The organism is Bradyrhizobium sp. HKCCYLS20291 (assembly GCF_051167715.1).
Taxonomy (GTDB): Bacteria; Pseudomonadota; Alphaproteobacteria; order Rhizobiales; family Xanthobacteraceae; genus Bradyrhizobium.
The window spans coordinates 22,721-37,694 of record NZ_JBNPTO010000005.1 but is presented as its reverse complement, the minus strand read 5'-3'; the positions used below and the strand labels follow the sequence as shown (position 1 = coordinate 37,694).

At 65.1% G+C, this 14,974-nt stretch carries 17 protein-coding genes; 5 read left to right on the top strand and 12 right to left on the bottom strand.

What is annotated here, in order from left to right; genetic code table 11:
- Positions 1-51 precede the first annotated feature (51 nt).
- The 4 genes from ACQR07_RS13145 to ACQR07_RS13130 form a co-directional block, all read right to left on the bottom strand.
- Complete coding sequence (locus ACQR07_RS13145) at positions 52-876, bottom strand: alpha/beta fold hydrolase (protein ID WP_434902709.1); 825 nt, start codon at positions 874-876, stop codon at positions 52-54.
- Positions 877-1,018: 142 nt separating this feature from the next.
- Positions 1,019-1,228 (bottom strand): ferredoxin, encoded by a 210-nt coding sequence (locus ACQR07_RS13140; RefSeq protein ID WP_434902708.1) that lies wholly within the window; start codon positions 1,226-1,228, stop codon positions 1,019-1,021.
- A gap of 19 nt (positions 1,229-1,247) precedes the next feature.
- A complete protein-coding gene (locus ACQR07_RS13135) occupies positions 1,248-1,712 on the bottom strand; it encodes an SRPBCC family protein (protein ID WP_434902707.1) in 465 nt (154 codons plus the stop codon).
- A gap of 23 nt (positions 1,713-1,735) precedes the next feature.
- Positions 1,736-2,929 (bottom strand): cytochrome P450, encoded by a 1,194-nt coding sequence (locus tag ACQR07_RS13130; protein WP_434902706.1) that lies wholly within the window; start codon positions 2,927-2,929, stop codon positions 1,736-1,738.
- Positions 2,930-3,038: 109 nt separating this feature from the next.
- Here ACQR07_RS13130 and ACQR07_RS13125 point away from each other — a divergent pair, with 109 nt between their 5' ends.
- Positions 3,039-3,704, top strand: a complete 666-nt coding sequence (locus tag ACQR07_RS13125; RefSeq protein WP_434902705.1) for a GntR family transcriptional regulator — start codon at positions 3,039-3,041, stop codon at positions 3,702-3,704.
- Positions 3,705-3,784: 80 nt separating this feature from the next.
- Here ACQR07_RS13125 and ACQR07_RS13120 read toward each other — a convergent pair whose 3' ends face one another.
- The 3 genes from ACQR07_RS13120 to ACQR07_RS13110 form a co-directional block, all read right to left on the bottom strand.
- On the bottom strand, positions 3,785-5,986 hold the full coding sequence (locus ACQR07_RS13120; RefSeq protein WP_434903068.1) for a molybdopterin cofactor-binding domain-containing protein: 2,202 nt from the start codon (positions 5,984-5,986) through the stop codon (positions 3,785-3,787).
- A gap of 41 nt (positions 5,987-6,027) precedes the next feature.
- On the bottom strand, positions 6,028-6,474 hold the full coding sequence (locus tag ACQR07_RS13115) for a (2Fe-2S)-binding protein (RefSeq protein ID WP_434902704.1): 447 nt from the start codon (positions 6,472-6,474) through the stop codon (positions 6,028-6,030).
- A 65-nt stretch (positions 6,475-6,539) separates the two neighbouring features.
- Positions 6,540-6,923 carry a RidA family protein gene (locus tag ACQR07_RS13110; protein WP_434902703.1) on the bottom strand — a complete coding sequence of 128 codons (384 nt, stop codon included), beginning with the start codon at positions 6,921-6,923 and terminating at the stop codon, positions 6,540-6,542.
- A gap of 113 nt (positions 6,924-7,036) precedes the next feature.
- On the opposite strand from ACQR07_RS13110, the gene ACQR07_RS13105 reads away from it, so the two are divergent.
- On the top strand, positions 7,037-7,984 hold the full coding sequence (locus ACQR07_RS13105; protein ID WP_434902702.1) for a LysR family transcriptional regulator: 948 nt from the start codon (positions 7,037-7,039) through the stop codon (positions 7,982-7,984).
- 83 nt (positions 7,985-8,067) lie between these two features.
- On the opposite strand, the gene ACQR07_RS13100 is transcribed toward ACQR07_RS13105, so the two are convergent.
- On the bottom strand, positions 8,068-8,775 hold the full coding sequence (locus ACQR07_RS13100) for a hypothetical protein (RefSeq protein WP_434902701.1): 708 nt from the start codon (positions 8,773-8,775) through the stop codon (positions 8,068-8,070).
- Between the two features lie 162 nt (positions 8,776-8,937).
- On the opposite strand from ACQR07_RS13100, the gene ACQR07_RS13095 reads away from it, so the two are divergent.
- Together ACQR07_RS13095 and ACQR07_RS13090 are read left to right on the top strand one after the other, a co-directional pair.
- Positions 8,938-9,615, top strand: coding sequence for a TetR/AcrR family transcriptional regulator (locus ACQR07_RS13095; RefSeq protein WP_434902700.1), 678 nt, complete (start codon positions 8,938-8,940; stop codon positions 9,613-9,615).
- Positions 9,616-9,767: 152 nt separating this feature from the next.
- Positions 9,768-10,097, top strand: a complete 330-nt coding sequence (locus ACQR07_RS13090; protein ID WP_434865365.1) for a hypothetical protein — start codon at positions 9,768-9,770, stop codon at positions 10,095-10,097.
- A gap of 41 nt (positions 10,098-10,138) precedes the next feature.
- On the opposite strand, the gene ACQR07_RS13085 is transcribed toward ACQR07_RS13090, so the two are convergent.
- Positions 10,139-11,509, bottom strand: coding sequence for a PLP-dependent aminotransferase family protein (locus tag ACQR07_RS13085; protein WP_434902699.1), 1,371 nt, complete (start codon positions 11,507-11,509; stop codon positions 10,139-10,141).
- A gap of 154 nt (positions 11,510-11,663) precedes the next feature.
- On the opposite strand from ACQR07_RS13085, the gene ACQR07_RS13080 reads away from it, so the two are divergent.
- A complete protein-coding gene (locus ACQR07_RS13080) occupies positions 11,664-12,524 on the top strand; it encodes a DMT family transporter (protein ID WP_434902698.1) in 861 nt (286 codons plus the stop codon).
- Between the two features lie 45 nt (positions 12,525-12,569).
- On the opposite strand, the gene ACQR07_RS13075 is transcribed toward ACQR07_RS13080, so the two are convergent.
- From ACQR07_RS13075 to ACQR07_RS13065, 3 genes are all read right to left on the bottom strand, one after another.
- Positions 12,570-13,388 carry a DUF4261 domain-containing protein gene (locus ACQR07_RS13075; RefSeq protein ID WP_434902697.1) on the bottom strand — a complete coding sequence of 273 codons (819 nt, stop codon included), beginning with the start codon at positions 13,386-13,388 and terminating at the stop codon, positions 12,570-12,572.
- A gap of 235 nt (positions 13,389-13,623) precedes the next feature.
- Positions 13,624-14,337: a RadC family protein gene (gene radC, locus ACQR07_RS13070; RefSeq protein ID WP_434903067.1), complete on the bottom strand. Its 714-nt coding sequence runs from the start codon at positions 14,335-14,337 to the stop codon at positions 13,624-13,626.
- A 52-nt stretch (positions 14,338-14,389) separates the two neighbouring features.
- The gene (locus tag ACQR07_RS13065; RefSeq protein WP_434902696.1) at positions 14,390-14,878 is read right to left on the bottom strand and encodes an MAPEG family protein; all 489 of its coding nucleotides are present in this window, start codon (positions 14,876-14,878) and stop codon (positions 14,390-14,392) included.
- Positions 14,879-14,974: the final 96 nt, after the last annotated feature.

Genomic DNA, 14,974 nt, shown 5'->3' with positions numbered 1-14,974 from the left:
GCGAGTCTGCAGGATCGATGTGCCAGCGCTTCGGAAACGTTCGTCCAGCGCTCATGTCGCGGGCAGCATGTCCAACCAGCTCAACAGCTCGCGATTGAACTCCTCCGGCGCCTGGTGCATCACCCAGTGGCCGGTTTCCAGGGGCAGCGCACGTCCGTGTGGCGTGGCCTGAACCGCGCGCGCCCAGCTCTCGGAGTGGAACATGAACGGCTTGCGCGTGCCATAGATAAACAGCATCGGCCAGCGCGGCGCCAAAGCTGCGCGGCCGTAGCCGCGCGTCCATTGCACGTGATACGGATAGTTCATGTGGGCACCAATTAGGGCCACCTCTGCCGGCGCCCCTGCCAAGCGCGCCATGCTGCGGGTCATGACGTCGCCCAACCGCACGGGCATGTGCCATGCCAGCGCCAGCCAGAGCTGATACGCGGCAGTCCCGAGCTTGGCGCGCCAATCGAGGGATTGCAGGTGCTCGCGCGAACCCGCATCTCCAACATCGACCCCAACGATGGCTTCCACGCGCTGCGAATACGCTTCCGCGAACCGATAGCCGAACACGCACCCCCAATCGTGCAACAACAGCGTCACGGGGCGGTCCCGGCTGACGAGATCGACGATACGGCCAATCGTTGCGACGATCTCCTCCAACGAATAGATCCGGCGTGGATGGGAGCGGTCGAAGCCCGGCAAGGTAAATCGCACGCAGCGTGCATGCGCGCGGAGTGCTGCGACCTGAGAGTCCCAGAGAGCGGCAGTGTCCGGCCAACCGTGGATCATCACCACCGTACGCGGGCCGTCGCCTTCAATGCTGACCTGAATCCCCGCAATGCTATGCTGTTGCGGCTGCGGGTCGTAAGATTCGGCCGTCTCGATTGGCATTGATCTGGTCCGCGCTTCCGACTGTTGATGACAAGGCGAGACTTGATCCACCTGCGGACCCGCTCTGATCGTCGCTGTGACGTTCGACAACGGGCTGGTGTTCCGGACTAGCTGTACCGGCTCGCGCCACCGCGTTCCGTCATCAGAGCTCTGAAATCGTGATCGCTTCCTCGGGACAATTTGCGCGGGCGATATGGGCCTTTTCGATCAAGTCGGGATCGGAGCAAGTGCTCAGTTTTTCGCGCGCGTTGCCGAACTCATCCAGCTGAAACAACTCCGGGGCAAGCGCGTGGCAACGGGCATGGCCCTGGCACTTGTCCTGGTCGACGCGGATGGTGATTTGGGTTGTCACCTCATGGTCTCCTGCGTTGTTAGCACGGATAGGGTCTGACGTGCAGCGCAGCGAAGCGCCGTTCGACCTGCTTCTTGATATTGCCGAGCCCGATCCTGGCTTCCTCGTCCATGCGCTGGAGCTGCTCGTCGCTTGGCTCGGATGGCCGGTTAGGATTGGTGAGCTCTCGCGTATAGCGGGTCCGGCCGCCCTCGAGCGCGAACGTGTAGCGGATGACAATCGGGCCGATGAAGTCGGTGTCCGCCTGGCACGTCCATGCGCTGGGCCGGTCGCTCTCGGTGACCGTCCAATGCAGCTCGATCATGCCGCGCCGGATCTGCCACTCCTCGCGGAAGGTTTCGCCCAGCCGCAACGGCCGATCCGGCCCCTCGATCGTGTGAGAGGCCGCCAGCCATTCCGGCCAGGAATGCGGATTGCACACGTAGTCGAAGACCGCTTCCGGCGTCGCGTCGATGAGGATGTCGTGTTTCCTGACGAAGTGCATCTGATCTCCAGGTGGCTTCAATCTCAGTCAGCCGGATGCGCGATAAAGATCGGAAGCAGGCGCGGACCTCGCACTGCTCCTTCGGACCAGGTCATGGGCCGCTTCTGGTCGAGCTCGAAATCGGGAATCCGCTTCAACCACTCTTGAAGAGCGATGCGCATCTCCATCCGCGCCAGGTTCGATCCGATGCAACGGTGGATGCCAAGCCCGAACGCTACGTGCGGATTTTCCGCCCGATCGATCCGGACAGCGCCGGCGTCCTGGAATTTCTGCGGATCACGATTGGCGGCGGGAAAGGACAGCATCACCATCTCGCCCTTGCGCATCGGACAGCCGCCCAGCTCGGTATCTTCGACGACCTCGCGCGCCATGGTCACGGGCGCATAGGCGCGCAGGAATTCCTCGATCGCCGTGTCGATCAGCTGAGGCTCGCGCACCAGACGTTCGCGGTCGGCGGGGTGGGTCGCCAGATGCCACAGCGACGATCCGATCGCGCTCCAGGTGGTGTCGATGCCGGCGATCAGGAGCAGTCGCAGGGCGCCAAGAACCTGGCGGTCCGAGAATGGCTCGCCGCTCGGGTGCCGGGCCTGGATCAGGAAACTGATGAGATCATCGGCAGGCTGCTCGCGTCGCTGCGCGATCTGCTGAGCGAAATAGTCCGATATTTCCTGCTCGGCCTGCGTCAGCGCTGCCTGATTGGTCACGCCCTCCTGCAAGGCCATGGTGATCCACGTGCGGAATCGATCGCCATGCTCGGCTGGTATTCCCAGCATATGGGCGATGATCCGCACTGGAATATGCTGGGCATAGTCGACGGCGGCATCGCAGGCTTCTTGCGAGAGGATGCGATCGATCAGCTCATTGCAGATGGTTCTCGTCTGGGGTTCGAGCTTGGACACGGCCTGCGGCGTGAACGGCGGGATCAGCACCATCCGCATCGGCCGGTGCTCGGGCGGGTCCGACGTGATCGGCGGCGAGTTCACCCGATAGTCGCCTTCGCGAACCACGACGCGCCGCGAGGAGAAGCGATCCGGATCGTAGGCGACCTCACGGATGTCGGCATATCGCGTCGGGAAATAGACGCCGCGGTAGCGATCGGTCCGAGCAACCGGACAGCGATCGCGCAACTCCTGCCAGATCGGATATGGGTTGCTGATCCAGGCCGGATCGAGATGATCCCAATCAGCCGCCCAATCGGTCACCGGAGCTCGCACCATGCCCTTGTCCGCCTCTTCCCTTCTGCACCGGCCGTTTTCCCGGCCCCGTTACTGATATATGATCTGATATATGAGAAAACGTCAACCCCAATCTGGCGGCTCCCGCGCCATGGCCGCGCCGAACGCCGAGCCGAGCACCGAGCTATCCAGCCTGACGGAGAGAGCCTACGCGGAGCTCGAGCAGATGATCGCCACGCTCGAGCTTCGGCCCGGCGCGTTCGTCTCCGAGGCCGAACTGTGCGAACGGCTCGGCATCGGCCGCACGCCGGTTCGTGAAGCGATGCAGCGCCTGGCCCGGGAACATCTGCTGCAGATCATGCCCCGCCGGGGATGTGTCGTCGCCGACTGCCGATTTGGCGAAGAGCTGAACGTCATCGAGGTGCGCCGGCCGCTGGAGCTCGTGGTGGCGCGCGGCGCTGCCGCGCGGGCGACGGCTGATCAGCGTCACCGGTTTGCGGCTATCGCGGATGCGATGTTCGACGCGCTCGAAAAAGGCGACTTCGACGCGTTCGCACAGCTCGATGCAGAGTTCAATCAGCTCTGCCTGGTAGCCTGCGGCAACCCGATCGCGGCGTCGATGATGCGCCTGATCTCCACGCAGAACCGGCGCTTCTGGTTCATGCACCACCGGCGAACGCTGCCGCGCGAAGGCGTCGAAAGCCACGTCGACATCGCTCGCGCCATCGCCGCCGGCGATGCCGATCAGGCCGTCAAGGCAACGGAGCGTCTGCTCGCCTATGTCGAGGATTTGGCGCGCCATTCGCCGGTCGCGTGATGGCCGTTCGACGGGGCGCACGAAAGCGCCCCATCCACAAGTCCGGCTAGTTGGCGTTGGAACGCAAGTCCAGCGGGTCCTCAGCCTGCGGCCCGGAACTGCGTCTTCGAGAGCGGCAGGGTCCGCACACGCTGTCCCGTCAGAGCAGCGGCTGCGTTGGCGACTGCGGGTGGCACGCTGGGCAGCCCAGGTTCGCCGACGCCGCCCAATGCCGCGCCGCTCTCGATCACCTTCACGTGGACGCGCGGCATCAGTTGCGGCGGAAGGATGGAATAGCCGTCGAAGTTGCGCGCCTGCGGTTGACCGTCGCCAAACACGAACTCCTCGAGCAGCGCCGACGATAGTCCCAGCGCCACCGCCGACTTGACCTGCGACTCGATGATCGCCGGATTGATCGCTCGCCCCGGATCGATCGCCACCCAGACATCGTGAACGGCGACCGTGCCACCGTTCAGCGAGACCTCCGCGATTGTCGCGACCTCGGAGCGAAATGGCGATGCCATGGCGACACCGCGTGCGCGCCGGCTGCCGTCGGCCGCCGCGAACGGGCCGTGCTTCCACCCCCCTGATAGCGCGCCAACGGCTTCCAGGAGGCTCTTCTGGCGAGGCTTGCCCGCAAGCAGTCGCAGCCGGAGCTCGAAGGGATCGTGGCCGCCGGCATTCGCGATCTCGTCGAGGAAGCTCTCGTAGAAGAAATCGTTCATCGAGTGTCCGACAGAGCGCCAGTAGCCGATCACGGCTGGATGCTGAACGGGCACATGCGCGATCCGGCGATTGGGGATGGCGTAGGACTTCTCCTTGATGCCCTCGACCGCGGAGCTGTCGGCGGCATCAGGCTTGCGACCAGCCCAGCGACCGAACGGCCCCTCGCCGACCGCCTCGGCCTCCAGCGCGACTGGCAGGCCCTGTGCATCCAGACCCGCACGAAAACGCACGAGCCCCATCGGGCGCAGCGCATCGCGCAGGAATTCCTCCTCGCGGCTCCAGATCACCTTCACGGGTCGCCCCACCGACTTCGACAGCAGGATGGCCTGTACGAACGGGTTTGCCGGTGCGTGGAGATGACGGCCGAAGAACCCGCCCAGCATGGGTGAATGAAGGATCACCTTGTCGGGCGATAGGCCGGCGGTATCCGCGGCGAGGCGCTGAAATCGATCCGGCGCCTGGTTCGGGACCCAGACCTCGAGAGTCCCGTCGGCGTTGAAGCGCGCGATGGCCGAGGGTGGCTCCAGCTGAGCATGCGCCAGATAAGGCGCATCGTAGGTCGCCTCGATCACGCGCGAGGCTGCGCCCAAGGCGGCAGCGGAATCTCCCTCCTTCTCGGCCGCGATACCTGGGCCAGGAGCTGCAGCCAGCTTCGCGAGCATGCTTTGTGAAGAGAAATCCGCCGGCATCGCGTCGCGCGTGCCCGGCGCCGCGTCCGACCAACGGACCTGCAGGCTTTCGACGGCGCGGCGAGCGCGCCACCATCTGTCGGCGACGACTGCGACGGCGCCAGGAAGGCGATGGATGGAGTGAACGCCGGGCATGCTTCGCACGGCCGCCTCATTGTCGAGCTTTTCAGGCTGACATCCAAGACGCGGCGCGTGCTGCACAGCGGCCTGGAGCATGCCGTCGACGGCAAGATCGATCGCATAGACGGACTTGCCCGTGGACTTGGCGCGCACGTCGAGTCGAGCGACCGGCTTCCCGATCCAGCGAAAATCGGTCTCGGCGCGCAAAGGCGCGTCGGTCGGCACTGGCAGAGCCATCGCCTCGGCGGCAAGCGCGCCGTAGCCAAGCGTCCGGTTCGAAGCCGAATGGTGGACCTGACCCGGCACCGTGGACAAGCTCGCCACCGGCACTTTGAGCCGGGCGGACGCGGCTTGCAGCAGCATCTGGCGCGCCGACGCACCGAGCCGCCGCATGATCTCGTAGCTCGACCGCACCGAGAGGCTGCCGCCCGTGAAGCGAAGGCCGTTGATGACCAGGTAGTCCGATCCAGGCGGAGCGCATTCGACGGTAAACAAGGCGGGATCGACGTCGAGCTCTTCGCCCACGATCTGCGCCATCGCCGTAGCGATGCCTTGGCCTCCTTCGACGAAGGGACTCCGCAGGAGGACCGATCCGTCGGGGCGAATTTCCAGGAACGCGGGCACGCGGGTGCCGGGCTTCACTGCTTCGTCCTTTGCGAAGGCTGCGGCACCGGGCAGTCCCGCGGCAAGTACCAACGCGCCAACGGAGGTGCCCAGGAACCCGCGCCGCGACAGATTGATCGCGCCCTGTTCCGGAAGAATTTTCATGTCGAACTGGCTGCTATCAACAGTGTCCATAACCGCGCCCCTCAAGCTTGCGCGGCCTGCCGCACGGCGGCGGCAATCGCATTGTAGGTCCCGCAGCGACAAAGATTGATCATGGCCGCAGCAATCTCGGCATCGCTGGGCTTTGGCGTCTGCTTCAGCAACGCGGTTGCGGTCATCACCTGCCCGGACTGGCAGTAGCCGCACTGAGGCACCTGATTGGCAATCCAGGCATCCACGACGCGCTGGCCTACCGCATCATTCGTGACCGCCTCGATCGTGGTGACGGATTTGCCAACAACGTCTTGCACGGCCGTTACACATGACCGGGTCGCTTGTCCGTCGATCCATACCGTGCAGGCGCCACACTGGGCCACGCCGCATCCGTATTTGGTTCCGGTCAGCCCGAGTTCGTCGCGGATGACCCAGAGCAGCGGCGTGTCCGGCTCCGACGTCACGTCGCGGTTGGTCCCATTGATCGTCAGTTTCACAAGTGACTCCAGAGTGAGAAGAGCAGTATCTGATTATGTTGAGCAAGGAATCCACGCGTCCCCTGTTAGGCGACGGCGATACCCTCGACTTCGAGCAGCCAGGCATGATCGACCAAGCCAACTTGAATCACGCTCATCGCCAGACGTCTGTCGCCCAGGTATTGCTGCCGGATTGCGGCTGCGCGTTTCCAGTTCTTGCCGTCGGCGAGCCAGACCGTCACGCGGACCAGGTTGTCCCAGTCCATGCCTGCGCTGACGAGCGTGTCCTGAATATTGCGCCAGACCTGGTGACACTGCGTATCGAAGTCGTCGCTCAGCGTGCCATCCGGCTGCAGGCCCATGGTGCCGCTGACGAAGAGCATCTTGTTGATGGCGGAAACCTCGATGGCCTGCGCATATGGTGCGATAGGCAACGAAGGATTGCGTGGCTTCACCACGTTGATCGGCACTACGTACCTCCACCGTCATGCGACTGGACCTGACCTGAGCCGGCAGCATAGATTTCGCGAGTTGACGGAACAATCCAGCGCCTGTTGCATGAGCTGTTGAACGAGATCGAACAATGCGGACCGAAAATCTCACCGCGCTGAATGTCTTCGTGATCGTGGCGAGCCATCTCAATTTTCGACGCGCGGCAAAGGAGCTGGACATGTCTCCATCGGCCGTGAGCCATGCCGTTGCTGCGCTTGAACAGAAGCTGGGCGTGAGCCTTTTCCGCCGTTCGACGCGAAGCGTGTCCCTCACCGAGGCCGGCGAGCTGTTCCTTCAACGCGTCAAGCCGGCGCTGAGCGACTTGTCGGCTGCAGTGGAGGCGATCAACGAATTCCGCGATACGCCTGCCGGGGTCTTGCGTATCAACATTCCTGACGGAGGTCCGGCCCGGACCGTGCTTCGCTACGCGCTCGAGTTCACCAGACGCTATCCCGCGGTACAGCTCGACGTGGTGGCGGAAGGTCGCTTGGTGGATATCGTGGCTGAAGGGTTCGACGCCGGCGTTCGCCACGAGCATCTTGTGCCGCAGGACATGATCTCCGTGCGATTTGGCCTGCCGACCCGTTCGGTCGTCGTCGGGTCACCCGCCTACTTTGCCGGTCGAAGTCCGCCGGCCGAGCCCGCGGACCTCGCGCACCACTCCTGCATCCGCAATCGACTGCCTAACGGCGCGTTGCAGCCATGGCTGTTCTTGAGGGATGGCGAACCCGTGGAGTGCGACGTAGGAGGCGGCATCACGTTGAACCGGCAAGCCCTGATGGTCGACGCAGCCCTCCAGGGTGCCGGCCTCGCCTGGGTCAGTGAATCTCTCGTCGGCGAGCACATCACGGTGGGAGCCTTGATCCCCGTCATGTCGGAGCTGACGCCTCCGGGGCCGCGGCTCAGCCTGTACTACGCGCCACACAAGCATTTGTCGGCTGGCATGCGCGCCTTTATCAGTGTGATCCGTTCGGGCGAGGCTGAATTGCAGCTCTCAGTTGGCAGCTTGAACGCAAAGGCCGACATGAAGACGTCTTAGCCGGCAACGAAGAGCGGTTCATTTCTGACGCGGGATCGAAGCAGTCCGCAGGATTGCGGGCTGCTTCGTCCGCGACAGTCGCCTCAGCTGTTCACCGTCAACGCAACAGGCATGAGGTCGGCCGGCTGCTTTCGTGTCTGGAGATACATCTGGAACCAGTTGTTGAATTCCACCATCAGATGGTCCGCGTGACCCTTCACCAATGCTTCCGGTGCACCGCCCGGCCAGTAGATCGCCAGCCTCGCATCGAAGCCCGGATTCGTGTCGCGATACTGGTGCAGCAGGTAGCCCACCACTTGGCCGTCTTCCGATTCCGAGCGCGCCATCAGGCGATAGGGCATGTCAGGCTCGAGCGGAATCGGTATCCCCGACCAATCTTCCAGTCGCTTGGCGCGCAGCAACTCCGGTCCATGAGAATGTCCGGTGACCTCGAGGACACCGACGATGCCACCCGGAAGCTGTAGGACTCCGAGGTGCTCCGGATGGGCTCGCAGCATCGCTGCCGTGTTGGCCTGCAGATAGCCGGTGACATACCATTCGAGGAATTCGGCGGCGCTACCCTCGGCGACATGGGCAACAGCTAGAGATTCGCTAAAGGTCTCCCCCTGTCGCCACTGCAACTGTTGTGAAGCGCTGAGCGCGATCTCCTCCGCAAACAGCTTGGCCATCGCCGCCGCATCCAGCTTGCGCGCGAGCATGGCCATCATGTGCCGCGCCCGGCGCACCTCCATCCTGAGCAGCGTTTCGCCGCTCACAGGCTCGCCATCCTTGAAGAACGTAACTCCCTGCATGTCGCCCTCTTTCTCTTGGGGTCTCGAAGGCAGGGGATCGGCCCCGCCGGCGGACATGATGAGACGGTCACGCTCTAAACGCAAGATGTCTTGCGTTAGCTAACGCGACAAAGATTGCTTTAGCTGGTTGCCTGACCGGCGATGGGCCGATAGAATGCCAGCATGAAGCTCCAGACCGAAGATCAGGGCTCGCTGCGGCGGCGCCCCGGCGGACGCAGCGCGCGTGTGCGTGAAGCGGTCGTCGCCGCGACGATCGCCGAGCTGCAGGACTCGGGCTACGATAAGCTGACCATCGCCGCCGTGGCGGCACGCGCTGGCGTGCATGAGAGTTCGATCTATCGACGCTGGAAAACCCGCGAGGGGCTGGTGGTTGAGGCCACCTTCGGGCTGTTCGCGCAGAAGGTCGTGATGCCGAACCGCGGCACATTGCTCGAAGACCTTCTCACTCTGATGGTTGCAGCGGGGCGCCATCTCAGTAGCCCTCTCGGCTACGCTGCCATGCAGTTTGCACTCGCGATGCGCGAGGACGAGGCCCTCACCCGGGAAATGCAGGAACTGTGGGCACTGCGCTTCCAAACGTTGAAGCAAGCCTTCGACCGCGCCGTCACACGGGGCGAGTGGCCGCGGGACGCCGACCCGTGGCCCCTGATGCAGGGCCTAATCGGCGCGGTGTATCTGCGTGTGTTCGTGCTGCGCGAACCGATCACGCCGCGATACCTCCGTCCGATCCTGGTGAGCCTTCTCGCGCAGAATGTCGGCGACCCGAAGGATGATGCAGCGAGCACGCCTTCGAAGGGTTTTCTCAGCAACGCATCAACCGCCCCGGATCGCGGCGAATAGGCCCTGCCGCCGCAGCCGGCATAGAGCCGACATCCAGTTCGTCAGCTGCGCCCGGTGGCTGGGAAGCCCGTGATTCTCCTGCCTTGACTGCGCCTTGATCGCCATCAAGAACGGCCTGATCGGGCGAACGAGCCCGTAACGGAGACTTTTTCATGATCCGACGTCCGGGGATTTCCTTTTTCACCCGCTTCAGCGCCGCTGCGCTGCTGACGCTTGCGACCGTCGCGCCGCTGCATCAGGCTGCCGCGCAGGACGTGCTCGGTGGTGCGATTCTCGGTGGCGCCGGCGGCGCCATCCTCGGCGGCGCGATCGGCGGCGGACGCGGGGCGGCGATCGGCGCCGTGATCGGCGCGGGCACCGGCGCTGCGATCGCAGCCGATGGCGAGCGTCGCCGCGGCGGCTATTATGCCTATCGCAACGGCTGCTACCTGCAGCGTGGCGACGGCGCCTATGTCCGCGTGCATCCGCGCTACTGCTACTGAGCCTGGACTGATCAGCGCGCGCTTGCGGCAGGCCGCGCCGGTCAGCGCGAGGCCTCGTGCTGCAGCGCGCGTTCCAGCGCGGTGAAGACGCGCCCATCCTCGCAATGCGCGATGTTGAAGCGCATCATCGTCGCCGCGGATCGTGCGGCGCTGAACACGTCACCCGGCGCCAGCACCACATCGTCGGCCAGCGCGGCCTGAGCGACCTGGGTCGCCGTGCATCCGTTTGGCAGCCGGCACCACAGCTGAAAGCCGCCGCGCGGCATCAGCCAGGGCGTGATGCCGAGGCGCTGCAGCCGTGCGGCCACGCGCGGCCTGGTCCGTGCGAGCCGTGCGCGCAACTCGTCCATGTGCTTGCGGTAGCTGCCGCCGGTCAGCACCTGCGCCAGCGTCTCCGCGGCAAATTGTCCGGGGCCGCCGAAGCCGGTGGCGATCTGCAGATCGATCAGCGGCTCGATCCAGTCCGGCCGCGCCGCGATGTAGCCGGACCGCACTGAGGCGGACAGCGTCTTCGAGAAGCTGCCGATCAGGATCACCCGCTGCAACCCGTCGAGCGCGGCGAGTCGGGGCGACGGCTCCAGCTCGAAATCGCCGTAGATGTCGTCCTCGATGATGAGCATGTCGTGCGCGGCGGCGGTGTTGAGCAGCCGATGCGCCGTCTGCAGCGACAGTGTCGCGCCGGTCGGATTGTGCACCCCCGAATTGGTGATGTAGAGCCGCGGCCGCTCGGCTGCGAGCACTGTTTCGAGTTGCGCGATATCGGGACCGGTCGGCGTCATGGCGACGCTGACGATCCGTGCCTGATGCGCCTGCAGCAGCGCCAGGAAATTGAAGTAGCAGGGATCGTCGACCAGCACCGTGTCGCCGGGACGGAGCAGCATGCGGCAGATCAGGTCGATCGCCTGCGTGCCCGACGCGGTCAGCAGGATCTGCTCGCTGAACGCGTCGATGCCGAGCCCGGCAAGCCGGCCCTGCAGCACGCGCCGCAACGCTGGCGATCCGCGTGCCGCGCCATAATCGGTCAGGGCGGAGCCGCCGCCCCGCGCCAGGCCGCGGAGCGCGCGCCGCAACGCCTCCTGCGGCAGCCAGTCGGACGGCAGCCAGCCGCAGCCCGGTGTCGGCGTCCTCGGATCGGCATCGAGCGACTGTCGCGACACCCAGAACGGATCGATTGCGCGCGACCGGCGCGGCTCCCGATCGGTCAGCAGCAGCGGCGACGGCGCCGCGTCGACGACATAGAATCCCGATCCCCGCCGCGCGCGAATCACGCCCTCGGCCGCCAGACGGTCGTAGGCTTCGACCACGGTCGCCGGCGCCACGCCCATGGTCGTCGCAAGGGCGCGGATCGACGGCAGGCGCTGCCCGGGCCCGAGCGCGCGCGTCGCCAGCCGCTGCCGGATGGCATCGATCACGGCTGCGGTTCGGGCGCCGGCTCGGCGCGTGTCGGAGGGCTCTGGACGCAATTGTATCACTTTGAGTATCAGTACAGTTTGGCTGAATTGTATTGATTTGTGGCTATCCGGGCAAGGCGTCCCGCGGTAAGCCGAACCCGCACGGAGGGCAGCGATGAAGGGTTCGGTCGAGGGTTGGGGCAGCGGCGCCATCGGGATGGCGATCTTCAGCGGCTCGCTGCCGGCGACGCGGGCGGCGCTCGAAGGTTTTGCGCCGCTGTTCCTGACCGGTGCGCGAGCCACGCTCGCGGCGCTGCTGGCGGCCTTGTGCCTCGCCTGGCTGCGCCAGCCGCGTCCGGCACGGCAGGATTTCGCTTCACTGGGGATCGTCGCGCTCGGGGTGGTCGCAGGCTTTCCGCTGCTGACGGCGCTGGCGCTGCAGCACATCACCTCGGCGCATGCGATCGTCTTCGTCGGGCTGCTGCCGTTGTCGACCGCGCTGTTCGGCGTGCTGCGCGGCGGCGAGCGGCCGCGGCCGCTGTTCTGGCTGTTCGCCTGTGTCGGCGCCGCGGCGGTGTCGGGATTTGCACTGTCACGCGACGGTGCCGCATCGCCCGTCGGTGATCTCGCGATGATCGCCGCGATCCTCGTCTGCGGTCTCGGCTACGCCGAGGGCGCGATGCTGACGCGACGGCTCGGCGGCTGGCAGGTGATCTCCTGGGCGCTACTGCTGGCGTCGCCGGTCATGCTGCTGCTGACGCTGATCACGCTGCCGGACATCTCGCAACCCGTCACGGCGGCGGCGTGGCTTGGCCTCGCCTATGTGTCGGTCTTCAGCATGTTCATCGGCTTTGCCTTCTGGTACCGCGGCCTGGCGCGCGGCGGCACTGCGACCGTCGGGCAGCTGCAGCTGCTGCAGCCGTTTCTCGGCCTCGCTCTGGCGAGCCTGCTGCTGCACGAGCCGGTGTCAGCCGCGATGGTTGTTGCCGCTGCCGTCGTGGTCCTTTGCGTCGCCATGGCACGCCGCTGGGCGTGAGCCGTGGCGAGACGCGAGGGGGCGGAGCTCACCGCGTGGCCGGCTCTACCACCGCCACCATCGCTTCTTGCCGGAGATGGCGTTGAGGCGCGCCACCGGAAACGGGACGAACACGCCGTCCCGCGCATAGGACACCTTGAATGCGGGACTCTCGCCTTCAACGCCGATTGTTTCCCCATCGAGCAGGGACTTGCCTGAGCCAAGCAGATATTCAGCCGTCGCGTAGGCATGCTGCATGAGGAGGCGCGGCTCAAGGCTGCATGCGGGATATTCGAGATCCAAGAGGCCGAAGAAGTGCAGCCCGAGAGTTCCCCCGATGATGCGCGGCTGGTCGCTCTTGGACTTGTCCGGATACATCAGGATGCGAACCCAAAACGGGACGGCATTCGCATCCTGTCTGCCGATGGTCTCGGTTGCTCTGATGAAGCCTGCCGCACTGATCGAGTTCGTTCCCTCCACCCACTGAACCCCGATAAACGAAATGAGACGGGCGATAGCGGCCGTCGCCAATGTCACTGCCCTTGCTTGAGCGAGAGCAGGCTCGCGTTGGGAAACATCACGGGTCGCAGCGACGATAATGTGCGCGCTCTGCCTGGCCGTATCGGCTTCGAACGACGGCCAGATGTGATTGGCGTAGTGCTCTCGTTCGACCACCTGCAACTCGGCCGGCGCGGGGATGGATGTAACTGAGATCGGCTCATCGTTGATGTTGATGATGATGTCAGCGCCGGCCGCCGAAGCCGCCGTTGATCCCATCGGAAGGTCGATCTTGGTCCCGGGGGCGAGTTGCACGAGCTGAGCTTGGATCTGGGACGCCGAAACGGACTGGGGATGTTCGAGCAACAGACGGGCGGAAAACTGCATTTTAAATGACCTGGGCCGACGAATGGCCTTTTCGAAGCATTGGGTTGTATTTGTGAGAAGTATTCGCGCAGGCGGTGGCTAACGTTGCGCCGGTGGCGTGCTGGTAGTCTGCTTGATCTTGGCGAGCGTGACAGACAATAGCCAGGGATTTTGTCGCTCGATTGTCCGGGTTGTCGAGGGCCGGCCGTTTGGCATGCCGATGATGCCCACCCAGCATCTGCCGAAAACGACAGCCTCACATCAGCCCTGAGCCCTTCAGGCTCGTATGTCCGTTCTTGCCGACGATGATGTGGTCGTGGACGGTGATGCCGAGCGGCTTGGCGATGTCGACGATCGTCTTGGTCATGCGGATGTCGGCCTGCGACGGCGTCGGATCGCCGGAGGGGTGGTTGTGCACCAGGATGATCGCTGTGGCGGACAGTTCCAGCGCGCGCTTGATCACCTCGCGCGGATAGACCGGGGTGTGGTCGACGGTGCCGGTCTGCTGCACCTCGTCGGCGATCAGCTGGTTGCGCTTGTCGAGGAACAGCAGCCTGAACTGCTCCTTGTCGGCGAACGCCATGCTGGTGCGGCAATAAGTGATGACGTCCTGCCACGACGCCAGCGCGTGCTTCTGCCGGACCTGGCCGCGCGCGATCCGATGCGCGGCGGCCGCGATCAGCTTGAGCTGGGTGATCGAGGCATCGCCCAGGCCGTCGATCTCGCGCAGGCGTGGCTCGGGCGCATGTACGACTTCGGCAAACGATCCGAAGGTCTTGATCAGCGCCTTTGCTAGCGGCTTGACGTCGCGGCGCGGCAGCGCCGGAAACAGCGCCATCTCCAACAGCTCGTAGTCGTTGAGCGCGTCGGGACCGGCGCTGTGGAAGCGCTCGCGCAGCCGTTGCCGGTGGCCGTGATAGTGCGGCGTCTCCGGCGGCGTATCGGTCGGGGGAAGGGCTTTCTCGGGCATCGGCATAAGCATGCTCTTGCTCGGCGGTTTTGCAACCTCGAAGTGTTCGGCCTCAGGCGGTGTGCCCCGTCAGCACCAGGACGATGCCTGCGATCAGCGAAAAGGCAGTCGGGTAGAACGTCAGCGCAAAGCCCAGGGCGCGGCCCGCCGCGCCGCCGGCATAGCCGAGCCAGAACAACAGCCGTCCGAGCCCGAACAGCACCACGAGCGTGATCAGCAGGGGCGCCGGGTTCGGCAGCGTGGCCGCGAGCCCGAGATGGACCCCGACCGCCAGCACCGCCTGCTCCAGCGTGTTCTGCAGGATCGCATTGCCGCGCCGGACCGCGTCGCTCGCCACGGTGGTCGCACTGCCGGCGATGTCCTGCGCCGAGAAGAAGCGCAGCCGGGCGACGTTGCCGATCGATGCGAGCAGCCAGACGATCACGAACAGATCGAGCTTCAAGGCGAGCGCGAGCCGCTCGGCCGCCGGCTGGGCCGGGCCTTCGGCCTTCCACAACGCAAATGCGATCGCGGCGATCGCGATCAGAGCGGCGGCGGCCATGCCAGCTGCGACCTGTCTCTGCTCGCGCCGGAATGCTGCATCGTCTGGTAGGGCCATCGAGTCGCTTTCTTGTTTGGACGACCATCGGTCGCGCCG